Source organism: Pseudomonas quasicaspiana, from assembly GCF_021147825.1.
In the GTDB taxonomy this organism is placed as follows: domain Bacteria; phylum Pseudomonadota; class Gammaproteobacteria; order Pseudomonadales; family Pseudomonadaceae; genus Aquipseudomonas; species Aquipseudomonas quasicaspiana.
On the sequence record NZ_JAGTPI010000055.1, the window covers coordinates 1 to 19,177 of the forward strand.

Genomic DNA, 19,177 nt, shown 5'->3' on the forward strand with positions numbered 1-19,177 from the left:
GTCATCGCCTGCACCGCCGTTGAGGGTGTTGGCGAAGGCATTGCCGACGAGGATGTTGTTCTGATCGTTACCGATCACACCGAACAACCCCGCACCCAGCAGCGTGACATTTTCCACGTTACGCAGGTTGGCGCTGCTCAGATCCACGGTGTTGTTGATCGCTGTGGCGGCGAAGCTGATATTCAGGGTGTCGGAGCCCTGATTGCTCAACTCTTCAAGCAATGCCAGTTCGGCAAACTGGTCGAGCACGAAAGTGTCGTTGCCATCGCCGCCTTTCAGAGTGTCGATACCTGCACCGCCGTTGAGGACGTTATTCCCGGCGTTGCCAATCAAGACGTTGGCCAGAGCGTTGCCAGTGCCGTTCAGGTTATCGCTGCCGGTGAGGGTCAGGTTTTCCAGATTGGCGCCCAGAGCCCAGTTGACTGAGGATTCGACGGTGTCGATTTCAGTGACCAGGGTGCTGGTTTCGACGACCACGTCCTTGAGGTTGTCGACCACATAAGTGTCGTTGCCCAAGCCGCCGGTCAAGGTGTCGATGCCAAGGCCACCGTCCAGACGGTTGCTACCGCTGTTGCCGGTAATGCGGTTGTTCAGTGCGTTGCCGGTGCCGTCGAGGCTGTCGCTGCCGGTGAGGGTCAGGTTTTCGACATTAGCGCCTAGCGTGTAGCTGATTGATGCCTGAACGGTGTCGATCTCGGTGAGTAGTGCGCTGGTTTCAACGACCACGTCACCGATGTTGTCGACTATATAAGTGTCATTGCCCAGGCCACCGATCAGGGTGTCGGCCCCCGCTTTACCATCAAGAACGTTGGCGGCGTTGTTGCCGGTGAGGGTGTTGTCCTGATTGCTGCCAGTCAGGTTGATCGCCGCAGCGCCCAGCAAGACACCGTCTTCTACAAAATCGCTAAGGGTGTAGCTGACCGTGGTTTGCACGGTGTCACGGCCTTCGCCGTCGAGTTCGGTAATCTTGTCGCCGAGGTTATCGACGACGTACGTATCGTTGCCGGTGCCGCCGATCAGGGTATCGATGCCCGCGCCACCGTTGAGGGTGTCGTCGCCTGCACCGCCTTCAAGAGTGTTGGCCAATGCGTTGCCAAGCAGCAGGTTGTCTTGGTCATTGCCGGTGAGTCTTAGCGCAGCGTTGCCGAGTAACCTGCCTTCTTCCACGAAATTGCCGAGCGTATAGCTGACCGAGGTCTGCACCACGTCGTAACCTTCGTTATCGAGTTCGGTGATGGTGTCGCCGGAGTTATCGACGATGTAAAAATCATCCCCGGTGCCACCGACCAGCGTGTCTATACCAAGCCCGCCATCAAGACGGTCGTTGCCCGCGCCGCCGCGCAGAATATCGTCACCCGCTGCGCCGCTCAGGCTGTTGGCGCCATCATTACCCGTCAGGGTGTTAGCCAAGGCATTGCCGATGCCATTTAGGTTGGCGCTTCCGGTAAGGGTCAGATTTTCCAGGTTGGCGCCCAGGGTCCAGTTGATTGACGACTCAACCGTATCTATTTCGCCTGGCAGGGTACTGGTCTCCAGGACCACGTCACGGAGGTTGTCTACCACATAGGTGTCATTGCCCAGTCCGCCGACCAGGGTGTCGATGCCTATACCGCCATCGAGGCGGTTGTTGCCGCTGTTACCGGTGATGCGGTTGTTCAGTGCGTTGCCGGTGCCGGCGAGGCTGTCACTGCCGGTGAGGGTCAGGTTTTCGACATTGGCGCCCAGCGTGTAGCTGATAGAGGCCTGTACGGTATCGATCTCGTTGAGCAGTGCGCTGGTTTCGACGACCACGTCGCCTACGTTATCCACGATGTAAGTGTCATTGCCCAGTCCGCCGATCAAGGTGTCGGCTCCCGCCTTGCCATCAAGGATGTTGGCGGCGTTGTTGCCGGTCAGCGTGTTGGCTTCGTCATTGCCGGTGAGGTTTATCGCTGCTGTGCCCAGCGCTTGTCCGTCTTCGACAAAATCGCTGAGGGTGTAGCTGACCGAGGCTTGCACCAAGTCACGGCCTTCGCCGTCGAATTCGGTGATGAGGTCGGCAACATTGTCGACGATGTACGTATCGTTGCCTGTTCCGCCTATCAGCACGTCCAGGCCCGCACCGCCATCGAGACGATCATCGCCCGCACCGCCTTGCAATTCATCATTACCCAGGCCACCGCTGAGAACGTTATTGCCTGCGTTGCCGATCAGCAGATTTTTCAGCGCATTACCGGTGCCGCTCAGGTTGGCGCTGCCGGTGAGGGTCAGGTTTTCCAGATTGGCGCCCAGAGTCCAGTTTATGGAGGCTCTGACTGTGTCGATTTCTGTTATCAGGTTGCTGGTTTCAACAATCACGTCGAGGGTGTTGTCGACCACATAGGTGTCGTTGCCGAGGCCGCCGGTCATGATATCGGCACCAGCACCACCGTCGAGAGTGTTGTCGACAGCGTTACCGTTGATCCGGTTATTGAGTGTATTGCCCGTGCCGTTGATGGCGTCAGGACCGGTGAGCGTGAGCACTTCCAGGTTGGCACCCAAGGTGTAGCTTACCGACGCCTGAACGGTATCGATTTCGCTGAGCAGTGCGCTGGTTTCAACTACCACGTCGTCAACGTTATCCACGATGTAAGTGTCATTGCCCAAGCCACCGCTCATGATGTCGGCACCGGCTTTGCCGTCGAGAACGTTGGCGCCGTTGTTGCCGATCAAGGTATTGGCCTGGCTATTACCCGTCAGGTTTAGAGCTTCGGTGCCCTGCAGTCGGCCTTCTTCGACAAAGGCGGCGAGGGTATAGCTGATCGAGGCTTTGACGACGTCATAGCCTTCGCCGTCCAGTTCTGTGATCGTGTCGCTGACGTTGTCGACGATATAAGTATCATCACCGGTTCCGCCAATCAGTTTGTCGATGCCTGCCCCACCATCGAGCACGTCGTTGCCTGCACCTGCGCGCAGCTCATCGCTGCCCGCGCCCCCATTGAGGCTGTTGTCGCCATCATTACCGATCAGCAGATTGTCACGGGTGTTGCCAGTACCCCTCAGATTGGCAGTACCTGTGAGGGTCAGGTTCTCCAGGTTGGCACCCAGGGTGTAGCTGACTGAAGCGATGACCGTATCGATTTCGCTTGGTCGCACACTGGTTTCAATCACTAGATCGGCAACGTTGTCAACGATGTACGTATCGTTACCCGCCCCGCCCAGCATGAAATCGGCACCCGCGCGCCCATCAAGTACGTTGGCCAGGTCGTTGCCAACCAGTGTGTCGTTGAAGGCCGAGCCAGTCGCGTTTTCGATCTTTGCACCGAACGCGATGGCCAGGCCGTCATTGATGTATTTCTGTTGCTGGTAGTCGTAAAAGGTCTTGCCAATATTGCTGAACTCGCCCTCATTGAGATTGAGGAACACGCTGCTGGCCTGATTGCTGGCGTCGATGGTATCGACGCCGCCGCCGTCCCAGATGGTTTCGAAAACTGACTGATCGGCACCCCAGCTGTAGGTTGTGTTGCCTGCTTCCCAGAGTGCATTCGCCCCGTACAGCTTCTGGATGGCGAGGATGTCTAAAAGCATGGGGGTGGTGGGTTCGTAAGAATAACCGTTGGTGTAGCTCATGATGGTGTAGCGCACGTCATCCAGCATCGGGGACAACGTGGTGCTGTTGTAAAAGCTCTGCTCGAATGGGTGCTTGAGACCCAGCGCATGACCAATTTCATGCATGAACGTCATGTAGTCGTAACTGCCCTCAGCGGGTGCAGGTTCATTGGTTTGGGGGCCTATCCATACATCGCCCGCCACAGGGGTATTGTCGGGGAGGTAGGCCCAGGCCGCGGTGTTGTCATCCATCCCGGCGTAGCCACCGAAACGCAGATCGCCAACAGTGGTATCGGTGTCAGTCACCTGGGTGAATTTGACATTGGATACAGCGGACCACTTGGCGAGGCTGTCGATGATTGCTGTTTGCTGTGCAGGGGCCAGCTCGTAGGCGTCTAGATATTCCTGACTTGCGCTGTACGAGAGGGCGTATTTCGAAGTGCCCTCTTCGAAAAAGCTGTACGTCAGATTGGTGACTGTGAACCCACTGCTCCAACTCCATGAGGTGCCGTAAAGCAAGCTATTGAGCTGAGAATTGCTGCTCGCATAGGCCGAATAGCTCATGGTGTAACCCGTTGGAGTAGGCATTGTTGCTTCCTGAATGAATCGCGGTCTGTCCAATGTGACCGCTACATCGAGTGATTCCAGCCGGAACTCATCTCTCAAATGCGGTTGCTGATTTCTGACGCCAGAAAAGCGCACATTCTATCCAGCTTGTATCTGGATATGTATCAAAAACGTTACTGGTTATGGCTATAAGCCATCAACTGGCCGATGAGCGGTCATTCGTGGTTTGACTGGCGAGGATTTTGCCGTTTGGGCGGTCAGCTTTATGATGCAGAGACCGGTGATCTCAGCCAGTGCAAATGGCTATGGAAAAACATTCACAGGAACACTTATGCAAGCGGCAAAGCCCACGCTGATACGAGAAACATTCCCCGTTGGCCCATTGCAGTGCAACTGCACGATGCATTGGCGATCCGATTACCCGAAAAGCCATCGTGGTGGATCCGGGTGGCAACCATGAGTTGATTCTGGCTCGCCTGGCAGCACTGGATCTGAAGGTCGTGAGCATCATCCATACCCATGCGCATCTCGATCATTTTCTGGCATCGGGGCTCTTGAAAGAGAAGACCGGGGCGACGTTGCACCTGCATAAAGAGGATCAGTTCCTGTGGGACAACCTTGAGACGCAATGTCAGGTTTTTCGCGTGCCCTATACGCCGGTGCCGCCGCCAGACCGTTGGTTGGCCGATGATGAGGAACTGACTTGCGGCTGTGGCGTGGCGCTGCATACACCGGGTCATACGCCCGGCTCAATGAGCTTCTGGTTTGCCGATGCCGGATTGTTGATTGCCGGGGACACCTTATTTCGTCGAGGTATCGGTCGTACGGATTTGTGGGGCGGGGACCAGCCGACCATCGTGCGTTCCATCAAGCAGCGTTTGTACACACTGGATGAAGAGGCTACGGTTGTCACAGGGCATGGTCCTGATACCCGGCTGGGGGATGAAATGCGTGAGAACCCATTCGTTCGGGCTTGAGCGCTGTTCAGGCAGGGTTAAGGAATTTAACAGGGCTGCCATGCTCTAATTTCGTCACAAGTCTGAGGACTTGATGTTCATAGAATTCAGGAGCATCTGCATGTTTACCTCGCGTCGTTTGATTATTGCCGCTACTGCCGTGGCTATGCTTTCCGGGTGTGCGTCACCAAACCCTTACGACAATCAGGGCCAGGCGCAGAGCGCTGGCGGTGTCAGCAAAACGGCCAAATACGGCGGGCTGGGTGCGCTGGCGGGGGCTTTGGCTGGTGCAGCGATCGATCACAATAATCGCGGCAAAGGGGCTTTGATTGGTGCTGCGGTAGTGGGTGCGGCTTCCGCCGGCTACGGCTACTACGCTGACAAACAGGAAAAGGCGCTGCGCGAAAGCATGGCCAACACCGGCGTCGAAGTGCAGCGTCAAGGCGATCAGATCAAGCTGATCATGCCGGGCAATATCACCTTCGCGACCGATTCCTCAGCTATCGCCAGCAGCTTCTACTCACCGCTGAACAACCTTGCCGGTTCGTTGAAACAGTTCAATCAGAACAACATCGAGATTGTTGGTTACACCGACAGTACCGGTTCGCGTCAGCACAATATGGACCTGTCCCAACAACGCGCGCAGAGCGTGAGCACCTATCTGACGTCTCAAGGCGTTGATCCTGCCCGCCTGTCGGTGCGGGGTGCAGGTCCTGATCAGCCGATTGCCAGCAACGCCGATGTGAATGGCCGCGCTCAAAACCGTCGGGTTGAGGTCAACCTCAAACCGATTCCTGGTCAGCAGTACGAGCAGTATCAGCAGTAATTCGAGGGGCTGCGGTGCCAATGGCACCGCGCTGTCGCGGGGCATACGTTAGATCTGTAGGAGTGAGCTTGCTCGCGATAGCGGTTTGTCAGTCACTGGGTATATAGCTGACAGACCGCTGTCGCGAGCAAGCTCACTCCTACAGGGCTTCACGGCCTTACGTTACCCGGATATTCGGCATGCAGCCGGGCCAACAGTTGATCCTTCTCTTCCCACAGCTTATTGATCCACTGCTGGAATTCCAGGCGGTATTCGCCGTCCTGATCGTAGTTCTTGCCGATGAAGTGCTGCGGAATCTTGATCTCTTCGAAATGCGCGACCACTTCGCGAACATTGCCGCATAGCAGATCCCAGTAACCTGGCCGACCCTGCGGGTAATGAATCGTGACGTTGATGATTGACTCCAGCTGTTCACCCATCGCATCCAGTACAAACGCGATTCCGCCTGCCTTGGGCTTGAGCAGGTAGCGGAACGGTGATGACTGCGCGGCCTGTTTGCCGCTGGTGAAACGGGTGCCTTCAGCGAAGTTGAAAATACCCACCGGGTTGTTGCGGAATTTGGCGCAAGTACGGCGTGTGGTCGCCAGGTCCTTGCCTTGCTTCTCCGGGTGTTTCGCCAGATACGCTTTGGAGTAGCGCTTCATGAACGGGAAACCCAGTGCCCACCATGCCAGACCTATGACCGGCACCCAGATCAACTCTTGTTTGAGGAAAAACTTCAACGGACGAATCCGGCGGTTCAAGACGTACTGCAACACCATGATGTCGACCCAGCTCTGGTGGTTGCTAGTGACCAGATACGAGTGTTCGTAATCCAGGCCTTCCAGACCGCTCAAATGCCAGCGGGTATGCCCAAGCAGATTCATCCAGCGGTTGTTGTTGGCGATCCACGCTTCGTGAATGTGGCTCATCAGCCAGTCCGTCACGCGTTGAGCGGCAGGGAAGGGCAGGCACAGCTTGAAGATGGCGACGACGAACAGCGGCGTACAACAAACAATGGTGTTCAGCGCCAACAGCAGCGAGGCGATGAAACCGCGCAATGGGGCAGGCAGAAAATCCATACCGGAAGGGCTCCAGAAGAGAATTCGGATGCTGTCGCCTGGCAGGCGACAGCATCGTGTAAGTATGACGCAGCAGTGTGTCAGGAAAGAGTGGCTGCCTGAATCGCGGTCAACGCGATGGTATAGACGATGTCATCCACCTGTGCTCCACGTGGCAAATCGTTTACCGGCTTGCGCAGGCCTTGCAGCATAGGGCCGATGCTCACGCAATCAGCGCTGCGTTGTACGGCTTTGTAGGTGGTATTGCCGGTGTTCAGATCGGGGAATACGAACACATTGGCGCGACCGGCTACGGCGCTGTCAGGTGCCAGTTGCCGGGCGACGTTCTCGTTGGCGGCAGCATCATATTGCAGCGGCCCGTCGATCAGCAGGTCGCGTTGCGTTTCCTGGGCGAGTTGGGTCGCTTCACGAACCTTTTCCACTTCTTCGCCACTGGCCGAATTGCCGCTGGAGTAACTGATCATCGCGACCCGGGGCGTAATGCCGAAGGCCACTGCGGAGTCGGCACTTTGCAGGGCAATTTCCGCCAGCTCGCTGGCGCTTGGGTGCGGGTTCATGATGCAGTCGCCATAGACCAGTACCTGATCCGGAAACAGCATGAAAAAGACCGATGACACCAGCGTGCAGCCCGGTGCGGTCTTGATCAGTTGCAAGGCTGGGCGAATGGTATTGGCGGTGGAGTGGATGACCCCGGAAACCAGCCCGTCGACCTCGTCCAGCGCCAACATCATGGTGCCGATCACCACCGTGTCTTCCAGCTGCTGTTCAGCCATCGGCGCATTGAGGCTTTTGCTTTTACGCAACTCGACCATGGGCGCGATGTAACGCTCGCGAATCAGATCCGGATCGAGAATCTCAAGGCCCGGCGGCAGTTCGATGCCCTGTGCCTTGGCGACCGAATGGACTTCTTCGGGCTTGGCGAGTAGCACGCACCGGGCGATCCCGCGTGCGTGGCAGATCGCAGCGGCCTGAATGGTCAGCGGCTCGCTGCCTTCCGGCAACACGATGCGTTTGTTGGCGGCCTGAGCGCGCTGGATCAATTGATAACGGAACACCGCCGGGGACAGGCGCAGTTCTCGCGGGGTCCCACAGCGTTGGTGCAGCCAGTTGGCGTCCAGATGACTGGCGACGAAATCAGTGATGATCTCGGCACGCTCGCGGTCATCAATAGGGATTTCCTTGTTCAATTGATTGAGCTGGGTGGCGGTGTCGTAAGAACCGGTACTGACCGACAGAACCGGCAGGCCCGCCTGCAAGGCGCCGCGACACAGCTCCATGATGCGCGGGTCCGGCACGGTGTCGCTGGTCAGCAGCAAGCCTGCGAGTGGCACGCCGTTCATGGCCGCAAGGCTGACGGCAAGAATGATGTCGTCACGATCACCGGGCGTTACCACCAGCACGCCCGGTTTGAGCAACTGCACGGTATTGAGCACGGTGCGGGCGCAGATAATGATTTTCGACATGCGCCGCTGATCGTAATCGCCGGCATTGATAACCTGCGCGCCGAGCAGTTCGGCCACATCACGAGTACGCGGCGCGTTCAGTTCGGCCTGATAGGGAATGCAGCCCAGCAACCGGAAGTCACCGCTGCGCAACAAAGGCGAATGGTCTTTGAGCCGCGCGGCGAAGGCTTCCATGCTTTCATCGGTGCGGACTTTATTGAGAATCACCCCCAGGACTTTCGGGTCTTTAGGGCCGCCGAACAGTTGAGCCTGCAATTCGACCCGGCCCGAGAGTTCGGCCAGCACTTCGTTCTCCGGCGCGGACACCAGAATCACATCGGCGTCCAGACTCTTGGCCAGGTGCAGGTTTACCCGGGCCGCATAACTGGCGTGTCGGGTCGGTACCATGCCTTCAACGATCAACACGTCTTTGCCGACTGCAGCCTGTTGATAGAGGCTGATGATTTCTTCCAGCAACTCATCCAGCTGACCATCGCCGAGCATCCGCTCTACGTGGGACAAGGCCAGTGGTCGTGGCGGATTGAGGCCATGAGTGCGAGCGACCAGCTCGGTAGAGCGCTCCGGGCCCAGATCGCCGGGGTGCGGCTGGGCGATGGGTTTGAAGAAGCCGACTTTCAGCCCGGCACGCTCCAGGGTGCGCACCAGACCAAGGCTGATGGATGTCAGACCCACACCAAAGTCTGTGGGGGCAATAAAGAAAGTCTGCATTCAGGGTTCTCGCTTGAGCAGTACAAGGGCCATGGCGGCGATGGACAGCCAACTGACCGGAAACAGGGCGCTGTCGAATTGCAGCGTCTCAGAGGTGGCTAAGGTTATCGTTATCCGTAGGCTGCGCACACCAGCCACAGCGAAAGCCTTTAGCTATTTTTTGCAGCCGTTGTTTTGGATCAAGTACCCAGGCACGTGATTGCCAGGGTGGTTGATGACGCAGGTGCTGAGTATGTCCGCACGAGAGTATGACCACCCAATGGCCCTCTTCGTCCTGCCGGAAATCTGTAACCGTCACGTTATCCAATAGGGCCCGTCTGTCTGCGTCTGTCCGTGTTGCGTTCGCTTTCGAGCGATGGCTTGGTTAAACTTGCTCGTTCTTCAATCTTAAGCAAAAGGTCTTGACCCATGCCGATCGCCGCCAATAAGGCTGTCTCCATTGACTATACCCTGACCAATGACGCTGGTGAGGTCATCGACAGTTCCGCTGGCGGCGCGCCGCTGGTTTACCTGCAAGGCGCAGGTAACATCATCCCTGGCCTGGAAAAGGCTCTGGACGGCAAGAATGTTGGTGACGAACTGAAAGTCGCTATCGAGCCGGAAGACGCCTACGGCGAATACTCCGCCGAACTGGTCAGCACCCTGAGCCGCAGCATGTTCGAAGGTGTCGACGAACTGGAAGTGGGCATGCAGTTCCACGCTTCCGGCCCTGACGGCAGCATGCAGATCGTGACTATCCGCGACCTGGACGGCGATGACGTTACCGTTGACGGCAACCACCCGTTGGCCGGTCAGCGCTTGAACTTCGAAGTGAAGATCGTCGATATTCGTGATGCCAGCCAGGAAGAAATCGCCCACGGTCACGTGCATGGCGAAGGTGGTCACCACCATTGATTTGAGCTGCTAAGCTCAGGTAGCTGAAAAGGCGCCCAGGCAGGTTCTGCGCGAACAACTTGGTTCAAGCAGTCTGGCAGGCGCCTTTTTTGTCCGCGGGATTTGAGGGGAGAGTGGGTCATGAGTGCGTTTCACGACATTAAATTGAAGGATCTGGATGGTCAGGAGTTGTCGCTGGCGACCTTCAAGGGGCGAGTGGTTCTGGTCGTCAATGTCGCTTCAAAGTGCGGGCTGACGCCTCAGTACGCGGCGCTCGAGAATCTCTATCAGAAATACAAGGACCAGGGCTTCAGCGTGCTGGGCTTGCCGTGCAACCAGTTTGCCGGGCAGGAGCCAGGTTCTGCGCAGGAAATCCAGGAGTTCTGCAGTCTCAACTATGGCGTGACGTTCCCTTTGGGCGAGAAGCTTGAGGTGAATGATCCTCATCGTCACCAGCTTTACCGCTTGCTGGCCGGTGAAGGCGCAGAGTTTCCAGGCGACATCACCTGGAATTTCGAAAAGTTTCTGGTGGGCAAGAATGGCGCAGTGCTCGCGCGTTTCTCTCCTCGTACAGCACCGGATGATCCGGCTGTGATTCTGGCGATTGAGAAAGCGTTGAGTTGATTTAATCCTTGTAGGAGATCGCCCGGTATCCCTGACAGAGCGCTGTCGCGCAGCAAACGGGGCCTTGGAGCGTGCTTGGTCTGGGTCGATGCGATGCGTCAGCGAAAATGTGTTGCCTGACCCAATGCAATCGCGGGCAAGCGCGCTCCTACAGTTGAAAAGCATTCCAGTCCAGGTCGGATAGTTATTTCATGTTTGATGAGCGCTGCCGAAGGCTGCGATAGCATTCCATTTGGCACACATCTCCTGTAATCGCTTGTGAGCAGCGCGAGGCAGCGATAGCGGGGTTGCCTGATACACCGCTTCGCGGCCGTCTTAACCTCCGTGCGCTCCTACAGCACAGTTGAATTGCCTACATCCTCCGGGTTGCTTCTCAATCCAGATCACCCACATCAATAGTAGTGTCACCCGCCTGAAACCCCGCCCTATCCTTGATGATTCGAAATGATCACCAAGGAGCCTCGCATGCCGGTCAAAGCCCTGTTCAAACCTTTCCACCTGGGCAGCCTTGAGCTGTCGTCACGGGTGGTCATGGCGCCAATGACCCGCTCCTTCTCGCCCGGACATGTCCCCAATTCGAAAGTGATCGAGTACTACCGACGCCGCGCTGCAGCAGGTGTCGGCCTGATCATCACTGAAGGCACCACCGTCAATCACAAAGCCTCCAACGGTTACCCGAATGTGCCCCAGTTCTTCGGTGATGCGCCATTGGCTGGCTGGAAGAAAGTGGTCGAGGCGGTTCATGCCGAGGGCGGCAAGATCGTCCCGCAGCTGTGGCATGTGGGTGCCGTGCGCCGTCTGGGAACGGAGCCGGATGCCAGCGTTCCGGCCTACGGTCCGATGGAAAAGCTCAAGGACGGGCAGGTCGTGGTGCATGGCATGAGCCAGCAGGACATTGATGAAGTCATTGCCGCGTTTGCTCAGGCCGCCAAGGACGCTCAAACCATCGGCATGGACGGTGTAGAAATCCATGGCGCCCATGGCTACCTGGTGGATCAGTTCTTTTGGGAGGGCAGTAATCAACGTGACGACGAGTACGGCGGCAGCCTGGCCAACAGATCGCGCTTCGCTATCGAATTGATTGAAGCCGTCAGAGCCGCGGTCGGCCCTGATTACCCGATCATCTTTCGTTTTTCACAGTGGAAGCAGCAGGATTACAGCGCGCGTCTCGTGCAAACGCCTGAGGCGCTTGATGAGTTTCTAAAGCCATTGTCTGACGCTGGCATCGATATTTTCCACTGCTCTACGCGGCGTTTCTGGGAGCCGGAGTTCGAAGGCTCGGACCTTAATCTGGCCGGCTGGACGAGGAAACTGACCGGCAAACCGACCATTACCGTGGGCAGTGTCGGGCTGGATGGCGAGTTCTTGCAGTTCATGGTCAACACCGACAAGATCGCTCAGCCCGCCAGCCTGGAGAACCTGCTCAAGCGTCTTGGCGATGAAGAGTTTGATCTGGTCGCCGTCGGACGTGCGTTGCTGGTGGATCCGGATTGGGCCGTGAAAGTCCGCGAAGGCCGTGAGCAAGACATTCTGCCCTTTAGTCGCGACGCGCTGACCACGCTGGTCTAGCGTTTGAGCTTCAGCTCGGCACCATGGACCGGTTCAGGCTTTGCCGGTTCTGGTGTCGGGCAGGCACTGAGCATTTTGCGCTCGAACAGATCAATGATTGCTCCCCAACCCTGGCGACTGGCGTGCTGCCGCGCATTAAGGCGTACGCGACGCAAGGTTTCGCTGTCCTCCAGCAACCAGCAGGCTGCATCAATGAAAGCGGCCTCGTCGCCCGGCATGGCCAGCGCGCCATTATGGCCGTGGCGAATATGCTGCCCTGCCGCGGCTTCGTCATAAGCCACGACACCCAGCCCCGACGCCAGCGCCTCCAGCACAACGTTACCGAAGGTCTCGGTCAGGCTCGGGAACAAAAACACATCCCCGGAGGCGTAGTGTTCAGCCAGAGTTTCACCGCGCTGGGTGCCGCAGAAAATAGCCTCCGGAAGTTGCTGTTGCAGCGCTGCGCGTTGCGGGCCGTCACCGACAATCACCATCTTCAACTGGCGTTGCGGGTATTTGTTGCGCAGCGCTTCAAAGGTGGACTTGAGCAGGCAGAGGTTTTTTTCGGTCGCGAGTCTTCCGACATGCAATACGGCGATATCACCGGTGTTCAGCCCCCAGCTTTCGCGCAGTGGCTGCGAGCGTTTCGAAGGATGGAACAGCGCGCTGTCCACCCCGCGTGACAAGAGCTCGATACGTTCGAAGCCCCGTCTTTCAAGCGCTATTTTCTGACTGACACTGGGTACCAGGGTCATCTTGGAGCGGTTGTGAAACCAGCGCAGGTAATGAGTCAGCAGGCGGTTCATGAAGCCCATACCGTATTGCTGGGTGTACTGCGCAAAGTTGGTGTGGAAACCGCTGATTACGGTAATTCCCAAACGTCGCGCCGCCCGCAAGGCGGACAGCCCCAGCGGACCCTCAGTGGCGATATACAGCACATCCGGACGCTGCCGCTGCCAACGGCGCAACAGCTTGTGCATTGACGACTGCCCCCATTGCAGCCCCGGATAACCCGGAATCGGCCAGCCGCGGCACAGCATCAAATCATCTGCAGCCAGCCCGACATCGCCAGACTGACGAGGCCGCACCAGCTCGACCCGGTGCCCACGCAGCCGCAGCCCATCGCACAAACGGCCCAGGGTATTGGCAACGCCATTGATCTCGGGGGCGAAGGTTTCAGTAATTAACGTGATGTGAAGAATTTGGCTCATGACAGCCAGTGTCGGCTGCAATGATTTCGGTTATGTGGCGGGGGAGTGATGGATTTGTGACGGAGACGTGTAATGGTACGAAAACTTGATAGCCATTGTGATGCCCTTGTAGTTCATGTCCTACATTTTAGAGATGTTGTAGGAGAACTCTGAAAGTGAGGCTGTAATACATATGTCTATAAGGTTCAGGGTTTTCTTGCGTAAAGTGAGTTTTGTCTAGTTTAGACATGTCTGCGATCTCTGGTCGCATTAAAATTTGAAAACAGAGGCGCTGGCTTGGATAAGCTTTTTCAGTGGCCTTTGTGATAAGGATATAGTTTAATGAAAAGTAAAGGCATATATATTGGTTTGGTTTTTTGTATGGCAATGATGGCCGAACTGTCTTTTGCAGATGAATATCATTCGACATTCAGCTTACCCAATATTGAAGTTAAAAATCAGACATATAGATTTAATGTACCCTACGCACCGGCTCCCCCGGTGGCGGTCAGGGCGAGGAATGTTAGCTGGAGCTGGGCGAATCAAGGGCGCTCGCAACCGGTCACGGTTGAGCTATGCCAAATGGTTACCAACCAATGCCTTGATGTGACTAACCGACCGTCTGGCTCTACTTCAGTATTTAATAGCTATTACGCTGAATTTCCATTCTATTTTAATATCAGGGCATATCGGAGTCCGTTTTTCCCGATTCGCACCTTGCAGGGTTCGTTGACTGTTCAATGGTAGAGAGATACTGATCCTGGAGGGTGGGCTGATGAGTGTGTCAGCCCAGCCCTTTATGTTTCTGTCACCAGCCCGCACGCTTTAAAAAATCTGCAGGCATCGTGTCATTGTACTGCCATAGTTTTTTGAGTATTTCCGCCGCTGGAGTACCTTTGGAAAGCTCAGTTTCATAAAGTGATAGTCGGCCGTATTGCCATTCTTTCCAGGTGCTATCGTATTCTGCTTGTACTTCTGGCGTGTAAATTTCTCCTGTAGTTACAAGCCTGAGAATGGGGTATTCCGCGATGCTGTAGGCCACTACGCCGAGTGATTCATGGGCGTAATCCCTTACCCGCATGTCGGCGACTTCAGGATTTGACGAAATTTCATTCATTAAGCGATTGCATTCCGTTTTTGTTGAGACGCTCCGGGCGTAGACAGGGGTTTCCACTGAGCCTGTTTTTTCCTTCAGTGTTATTGCGAATGGAGGTTCTTCAAGACTGTTTTTGTTTTGTTGTGAAAACCTGTTAGTTGGTTTGATACTTTCATTAAGTCTGTCAGAGACAGTCCGCCGTTCGATATATCCTGGATTGTTGATGTTCATTGCTGCTCCTGATCCGCATGTCTAGCGTGTAGTCGATAAAACAAACGGTAAAATCCGCGACTCGCCGATTGTTTCCAGCGCCGCAGGCTTTGGTTTGTGCAGGGTGCCTACTGGGTTGAGACTGGTCAGTTGCAGGTGTGAACGTGGTTTGATCTGGCGGCACAATGCGGCGGGCTGTGCTTCGATTTTTTGAGCGGGTTTTGGTTGGGTCATGTTATTCAGGATTTTCGCGAACCTTGAGGAGTCTTCCTGTGGGTTTTTCTTCGGCGCGGTTGCAGCATTGGGGTGGACGGGATTTGCCTTGATTTCCATGTTTTGCTCACTCCTTGTTTTATAACTCTCATAGCAACAGGAGTGCCAGACTCTTTCGTGTAGGAAATAGAGTGGTTGCAACTGTTAATGAAATAAGGCGAGATGGAAAACGGAGTTATGCTCCTACGTAAACTTCCTACAGAAAGAGTTTTGTAGGAAGTCGGCAGGTGTTTGCCATTAATAGGCAATGGTTTGCCGGGCAGGTTTTAATGGCGTTTTTGGTGTTTGTAGGAAGTATTGGATAGAGGTGTGGGATATTTCTTTTTATATTAATTGCCGGTAAGTTTGGTTGAGCTTGACTTCTTGTGGCGATAAAAAAAAGGCCCAATCAAGGGCCTTTTTATTAGTTTCAGGATTTATGCGTCAGTAACGCTTCTTCGCCTCGCTCCCGCACCCAGAATAAAGTCGCGCCAGCGACAGCCGCCGGCATCATCAGGATGTTGACCACCGGGATCAGCAGCGCGACATAAACGATGCCGCCGAAGCTCAGGCTCTGCCAGCGTTTGGCGCGCAGCCAGGCGAGCATTTCGTTCCAGCCCAGCTTATGGTTGTCTGCCGGATAGTCGATGTATTGGATCGCCATCATCCAGACCCCGAACAGCAGCCACAACGGCGCGGCAATCAGGTTGACCACGGGGATGAACGACAGAATGAAAAGGGCGATGGCGCGAGGCAGGAAGTAGCCCAGTTTGCGCATTTCCCGGCCAAAGGTGCGTGGCACCATGGCAATCAGTTCACCCCAACTGAAGGGTGGAAAGTCATCGGTGCCGCGGACGACCACTTCCACCTTTTCCGAGAGGAAGCCGTTGAATGGCGCGGCGATGATGTTGGCGAGCATAGTGAAGGTGAAGAACACCATGAATATCACCAGGGCGACGAACAGTGGCCAGAGAATATAGCTGAGGAAGCTCAGCCAGCCTGGCAGTTCGGGCATGAGCGTATCGACCCACATGCTGAACTGATGCATGGCCAGATAGATAAGGCCACCGAACAGCAACAGGTTGATGGTCAGGGGCAGCAGCACAAAAAGACGCAAGCCTGGGCTGAGCACCAGTTTCAGGCCTTCACGCAGATATTGCGGGCCCGAGAGAGCGGGAGCAGGCATGGCAGCCTCCGAATGGTGGAAAACCCGCCGACATTACCGGCTTTACGTGGCGGGTGAAAGCGACCTGGGTTCATCTCGTGCCCCTGACACTGCGCAGTAGATGAGTGATTTGTAGGAGTCGCCCAGGTGCCCCTGACACCACGCTGTCGCGCAGCAAACATAGAACCTGTTCGATGTTTAGCGGGAGCCATGGAGAATGGGGTGATCCTGCTGAAACGAAGCATCTGGGTGACAGCCGACATCGCAGTAACAACCCCATGAGCGTAAAATTTTCCTGCCGGCTTGAATCAAGGGCTTATCGGAATAGGGATTGCCTATGAGGTGGATTGTGAAACGATATTTCCTTAATCTTTGCAGCCCCGATAGGCTGGCCACCAATTTCTCAACCTATCCCTTTCAAATTTGATCCTCCAAGGAGACATCATGAGCGTACTGGTAAACAAACAGGCACCGGATTTCGATTCAGCAGCAGTGCTGGGCGACGGCTCCATCGTTGACAGCTTCAAACTGTCCTCGCTGCGTGGCAAATACGTTGTGCTGTTTTTCTGGCCTCTGGATTTCACCTTCGTTTGCCCTTCGGAAATCATTGCCCACAACAACCGCATCGCTAAGTTCCGCGAGCTGGGTGTTGAAGTGGTAGGTGTTTCCATCGACTCGCAGTTCACTCACTATGCATGGCGCAGCACCCCGGTAGAGAAGGGCGGCATCGGCGAAGTCGAGTTCACCATGGTTGCCGACGTCAAGCACGAGATCACCCGCGCTTACGGCATCGAGCATGATGCTGGCGTTGCACTGCGTGCTTCGTTCCTGATCGACCGTGAAGGCGTTGTTCAACACCAGGTGGTGAACAACCTGCCACTGGGTCGTGACGTTGAAGACATGATCCGTCTGGTCGAAGCGCTGCAGTTCACCGAAGAACACGGCGAAGTTTGCCCAGCGGGCTGGCGTCCGGGTCAAAAAGGCATGAAAGCTGACGCAAAAGGCGTTGCTGATTACCTGGCCGAAAACGCTACTAGCCTGTAACACGTTGCTGCGGCTTCGGTCGCAGCTTCAATATTTTTCAGGATTGCCGTGTTTCTGAGCCTTCCCCAAGTGCTTATCGGCGATCCTTTTTATTCCAGCCGGTACGACCACGGCGTCAATGGTCGGTCGATAGGAGTCTGTCATGTCTGATGTACGTCATTCCCGGGTAATCATTCTCGGCTCTGGCCCTGCCGGTTACAGCGCTGCGGTATATGCCGCGCGTGCCAATCTCAAGCCTTTGCTGATTACCGGCATGCAGGCTGGCGGTCAGTTGACCACCACTACCGAGGTTGATAACTGGCCTGGCGACCCGCACGGTCTGACCGGCCCTGTGCTGATGGAGCGTATGCGTGAACACGCTGAGCGTTTCGAGACTGAAATCGTCTTCGACCACATCAATGCTGTGGACCTGGCTGGCAAGCCGTTCAGCCTGAAAGGCGACAGCGGCACCTACACCTGCGACGCGTTGATCATCGCTACCGGTGCTAGCGCTCGCTACCTGGGCCTGCCTTCTGAAGAAGCCTTCATGGGCAAAGGTGTTTCGGCCTGCGCAACCTGCGACGGTTTCTTCTACCGTAACCGTGAAGTGGCGGTAGTGGGCGGTGGCAACACTGCTGTTGAGGAAGCGCTGTATCTGGCTAACATCGCCAGCAAAGTGACTCTGGTTCACCGTCGCGAGACCTTCCGTGCCGAGAAGATCCTGATCGACAAGCTGCACGCCCGGGTTGCCGAAGGCAAGATCGAGCTCAAGCTGAACGCCACACTGGATGAAGTGCTGGGCGATAACATGGGTGTGACTGGCGCACGTCTGAAGAACAACGACGGCAGCACCTCCGAGCTGAAAGTGGATGGTGTGTTTATCGCCATTGGCCACACGCCAAACACTTCACTGTTCGAAGGCCAATTGGCATTGAAAGACGGTTACATGGTTGTGCAGGGCGGCCGTGAAGGCAATGCCACTGCAACAAGCGTTGAGGGTGTGTTTGCGGCAGGCGACGTGGCTGACCACGTTTACCGTCAAGCAATCACTTCGGCTGGCGCAGGCTGCATGGCTGCACTGGATACCGAGCGGTATCTGGACGGCCTGGCGAACGCTTCGTTCTGATAGCGGCTGTTCAGCAGCAATAAAAAAACCGGCCCAGGCCGGTTTTTTTTTGACGCGAAACTCCCGCATGGGGTCCCGCGATCTCCTTGATACAGCGCTGTCGGTGGAGAAAACACTTAATTCTGTAGGAGTGAGCTTGCTCGCGATAGCGTTAGGTCAGACGATCATTTCTCTACAGATCTACCGCTATCGCGAGCAAGCTCACTCCTACAGGAAAGCGTTTCAATTCATATGCTTATCTTGTTTTTGATCCTGCAGGCTCAAGCCTTGCGCGTCAGCGGCTCGCCCGCGAACTTCACGCCTGCCAACCCATTGGCGATCAGTGCACGGATATTGCCGTGATCGCTGCCGTCTGGCGTAGCGACAACCGAGCGGTAATGTTCGCCAAAAGCCAATAGCGCCTGTTCGTCGCTCAGGCCTTCCAGCAGCGCCAGGCCCAATGTCTTGCATGAGCCTTCGTTCTGGCCAGCAGCGTTTTCCACGCCGCCGTTGGTAAACGCCTGTGGCTGGTAATCATAGCCAGCGGCGATGAATGCCAGGGTGTCAGCGAAGAGATGTTCGCCGCTGTCGAGGCTGGCGCGCAGAGTGTTCAGATCAGTCATGCTTGGTTTCCTTGGCAAACGTCGCTTGCTGCTCGACGCTGGCTTCTTTCTGGTATTGGGCTTTCCACTCGCTATACGGCATGCCGTAAACCACTTCGCGAGCCTCATCGAGGCTGACCTCAATGTGTTTCTCGTCGGCGGCTGCCTTGTACCACTTGGACAGGCAATTACGGCAGAAGCCGGACAGGTTCATCAAATCGATATTCTGCACATCCTTGCGGCTGTCCAGATGCGCAACGAGCCTGCGAAAGGCCGCTGCTTCGAGTTCAAGGCGTTGTTGGTCAGTCATATCATTCCTGCCACTTTCAATGGGGGGAGGC

16 protein-coding genes and 2 pseudogenes are annotated in these 19,177 nt (G+C 56.0%); 8 read left to right on the plus strand and 10 right to left on the minus strand.

Features of this window, described 5'->3' with window-relative positions; all coding sequences use genetic code 11:
• Positions 1-4,155 (minus strand): M10 family metallopeptidase (locus tag KDX30_RS29590; protein ID WP_319946098.1); only part of this gene is annotated, 4,155 nt, incomplete at its 3' end.
• Positions 4,156-4,465: 310 nt separating this feature from the next.
• Between KDX30_RS29590 and KDX30_RS23495 the strand changes: the two are divergent.
• Positions 4,466-5,111, plus strand: a pseudogene (locus KDX30_RS23495) (MBL fold metallo-hydrolase).
• A gap of 100 nt (positions 5,112-5,211) precedes the next feature.
• Positions 5,212-5,916: an OmpA family lipoprotein gene (locus KDX30_RS23500; RefSeq protein WP_027899547.1), complete on the plus strand. Its 705-nt coding sequence runs from the start codon at positions 5,212-5,214 to the stop codon at positions 5,914-5,916.
• A gap of 149 nt (positions 5,917-6,065) precedes the next feature.
• On the opposite strand, the gene KDX30_RS23505 is transcribed toward KDX30_RS23500, so the two are convergent.
• The 3 genes and pseudogenes from KDX30_RS23505 to KDX30_RS23515 form a co-directional block, all read right to left on the minus strand.
• Positions 6,066-6,977 carry an acyltransferase gene (locus KDX30_RS23505; RefSeq protein ID WP_231677630.1) on the minus strand — a complete coding sequence of 304 codons (912 nt, stop codon included), beginning with the start codon at positions 6,975-6,977 and terminating at the stop codon, positions 6,066-6,068.
• Between the two features lie 80 nt (positions 6,978-7,057).
• The gene (pta, locus tag KDX30_RS23510; RefSeq protein WP_027899552.1) at positions 7,058-9,148 is read right to left on the minus strand and encodes a phosphate acetyltransferase; all 2,091 of its coding nucleotides are present in this window, start codon (positions 9,146-9,148) and stop codon (positions 7,058-7,060) included.
• A gap of 88 nt (positions 9,149-9,236) precedes the next feature.
• A pseudogene (locus KDX30_RS23515) lies at positions 9,237-9,588 on the minus strand (DUF3565 domain-containing protein).
• On the opposite strand from KDX30_RS23515, the gene KDX30_RS23520 reads away from it, so the two are divergent.
• From KDX30_RS23520 to KDX30_RS23530, 3 genes are all read left to right on the plus strand, one after another.
• Positions 9,557-10,042, plus strand: a complete 486-nt coding sequence (locus KDX30_RS23520; protein WP_027899554.1) for an FKBP-type peptidyl-prolyl cis-trans isomerase — start codon at positions 9,557-9,559, stop codon at positions 10,040-10,042. The pseudogene KDX30_RS23515 and the gene KDX30_RS23520 sit on opposite strands and share 32 nt — an antisense overlap.
• 120 nt (positions 10,043-10,162) lie before the next feature.
• Complete coding sequence (locus KDX30_RS23525) at positions 10,163-10,645, plus strand: glutathione peroxidase (RefSeq protein ID WP_027899555.1); 483 nt, start codon at positions 10,163-10,165, stop codon at positions 10,643-10,645.
• Between the two features lie 465 nt (positions 10,646-11,110).
• Complete coding sequence (locus KDX30_RS23530; RefSeq protein WP_231677631.1) at positions 11,111-12,214, plus strand: NADH:flavin oxidoreductase; 1,104 nt, start codon at positions 11,111-11,113, stop codon at positions 12,212-12,214.
• Here KDX30_RS23530 and KDX30_RS23535 read toward each other — a convergent pair.
• A complete protein-coding gene (locus KDX30_RS23535; RefSeq protein WP_231677632.1) occupies positions 12,211-13,404 on the minus strand; it encodes a glycosyltransferase family 4 protein in 1,194 nt (397 codons plus the stop codon). The genes KDX30_RS23530 and KDX30_RS23535 overlap by 4 nt on opposite strands.
• Before the next feature lie 321 nt (positions 13,405-13,725).
• Here KDX30_RS23535 and KDX30_RS23540 point away from each other — a divergent pair, with 321 nt between their 5' ends.
• Positions 13,726-14,130 carry a hypothetical protein gene (locus KDX30_RS23540; RefSeq protein WP_231677633.1) on the plus strand — a complete coding sequence of 135 codons (405 nt, stop codon included), beginning with the start codon at positions 13,726-13,728 and terminating at the stop codon, positions 14,128-14,130.
• 61 nt (positions 14,131-14,191) lie between these two features.
• Here KDX30_RS23540 and KDX30_RS23545 read toward each other — a convergent pair whose 3' ends face one another.
• The 3 genes from KDX30_RS23545 to cysZ all read right to left on the minus strand — a co-directional run bounded on the left by KDX30_RS23545 (position 14,192) and on the right by cysZ (position 16,127).
• The gene (locus KDX30_RS23545; RefSeq protein WP_231677634.1) at positions 14,192-14,710 is read right to left on the minus strand and encodes a hypothetical protein; all 519 of its coding nucleotides are present in this window, start codon (positions 14,708-14,710) and stop codon (positions 14,192-14,194) included.
• A gap of 21 nt (positions 14,711-14,731) precedes the next feature.
• Positions 14,732-15,022: a hypothetical protein gene (locus KDX30_RS23550; RefSeq protein ID WP_231677635.1), complete on the minus strand. Its 291-nt coding sequence runs from the start codon at positions 15,020-15,022 to the stop codon at positions 14,732-14,734.
• Positions 15,023-15,371: 349 nt separating this feature from the next.
• Positions 15,372-16,127 carry a sulfate transporter CysZ gene (gene cysZ, locus KDX30_RS23555; RefSeq protein ID WP_231677636.1) on the minus strand — a complete coding sequence of 252 codons (756 nt, stop codon included), beginning with the start codon at positions 16,125-16,127 and terminating at the stop codon, positions 15,372-15,374.
• Positions 16,128-16,550: 423 nt separating this feature from the next.
• Between cysZ and KDX30_RS23560 the strand changes: the two genes are divergently transcribed.
• The gene (locus KDX30_RS23560; protein WP_027899561.1) at positions 16,551-17,150 is read left to right on the plus strand and encodes a peroxiredoxin; all 600 of its coding nucleotides are present in this window, start codon (positions 16,551-16,553) and stop codon (positions 17,148-17,150) included.
• A 142-nt stretch (positions 17,151-17,292) separates the two neighbouring features.
• Positions 17,293-18,255: a thioredoxin-disulfide reductase gene (gene trxB / locus KDX30_RS23565; RefSeq protein ID WP_027899562.1), complete on the plus strand. Its 963-nt coding sequence runs from the start codon at positions 17,293-17,295 to the stop codon at positions 18,253-18,255.
• 260 nt (positions 18,256-18,515) lie between these two features.
• Here trxB and KDX30_RS23570 read toward each other — a convergent pair whose 3' ends face one another.
• Both KDX30_RS23570 and KDX30_RS23575 read right to left on the minus strand, forming a co-directional pair.
• A complete protein-coding gene (locus KDX30_RS23570) occupies positions 18,516-18,857 on the minus strand; it encodes a HopJ type III effector protein (RefSeq protein ID WP_122395468.1) in 342 nt (113 codons plus the stop codon).
• Positions 18,850-19,146 (minus strand): DUF1244 domain-containing protein, encoded by a 297-nt coding sequence (locus KDX30_RS23575; protein ID WP_099270462.1) that lies wholly within the window; start codon positions 19,144-19,146, stop codon positions 18,850-18,852. Before KDX30_RS23575 ends, KDX30_RS23570 begins: the two co-directional genes overlap by 8 nt.
• Positions 19,147-19,177 lie beyond the last annotated feature (31 nt).

What these genes read in the sequence shown, in the direction of transcription:
- KDX30_RS23500 (WP_027899547.1), top strand. Translation starts at nt 5,212, where the DNA reads ATGTTTACCTCGCGTCGTTTGATTATTGCCGCTACTGCCGTGGCTATG.
- KDX30_RS23505 (WP_231677630.1), bottom strand. Translation starts at nt 6,977, where the DNA reads ATGGATTTTCTGCCTGCCCCATTGCGCGGTTTCATCGCCTCGCTGCTG.
- pta (WP_027899552.1), bottom strand. Translation starts at nt 9,148, where the DNA reads ATGCAGACTTTCTTTATTGCCCCCACAGACTTTGGTGTGGGTCTGACA.
- KDX30_RS23520 (WP_027899554.1), top strand. Translation starts at nt 9,557, where the DNA reads ATGCCGATCGCCGCCAATAAGGCTGTCTCCATTGACTATACCCTGACC.
- KDX30_RS23525 (WP_027899555.1), top strand. Translation starts at nt 10,163, where the DNA reads ATGAGTGCGTTTCACGACATTAAATTGAAGGATCTGGATGGTCAGGAG.
- KDX30_RS23530 (WP_231677631.1), top strand. Translation starts at nt 11,111, where the DNA reads ATGCCGGTCAAAGCCCTGTTCAAACCTTTCCACCTGGGCAGCCTTGAG.
- KDX30_RS23535 (WP_231677632.1), bottom strand. Translation starts at nt 13,404, where the DNA reads ATGAGCCAAATTCTTCACATCACGTTAATTACTGAAACCTTCGCCCCC.
- KDX30_RS23540 (WP_231677633.1), top strand. Translation starts at nt 13,726, where the DNA reads ATGAAAAGTAAAGGCATATATATTGGTTTGGTTTTTTGTATGGCAATG.
- KDX30_RS23545 (WP_231677634.1), bottom strand. Translation starts at nt 14,710, where the DNA reads ATGAACATCAACAATCCAGGATATATCGAACGGCGGACTGTCTCTGAC.
- KDX30_RS23550 (WP_231677635.1), bottom strand. Translation starts at nt 15,022, where the DNA reads ATGGAAATCAAGGCAAATCCCGTCCACCCCAATGCTGCAACCGCGCCG.
- cysZ (WP_231677636.1), bottom strand. Translation starts at nt 16,127, where the DNA reads ATGCCTGCTCCCGCTCTCTCGGGCCCGCAATATCTGCGTGAAGGCCTG.
- KDX30_RS23560 (WP_027899561.1), top strand. Translation starts at nt 16,551, where the DNA reads ATGAGCGTACTGGTAAACAAACAGGCACCGGATTTCGATTCAGCAGCA.
- trxB (WP_027899562.1), top strand. Translation starts at nt 17,293, where the DNA reads ATGTCTGATGTACGTCATTCCCGGGTAATCATTCTCGGCTCTGGCCCT.
- KDX30_RS23570 (WP_122395468.1), bottom strand. Translation starts at nt 18,857, where the DNA reads ATGACTGATCTGAACACTCTGCGCGCCAGCCTCGACAGCGGCGAACAT.
- KDX30_RS23575 (WP_099270462.1), bottom strand. Translation starts at nt 19,146, where the DNA reads ATGACTGACCAACAACGCCTTGAACTCGAAGCAGCGGCCTTTCGCAGG.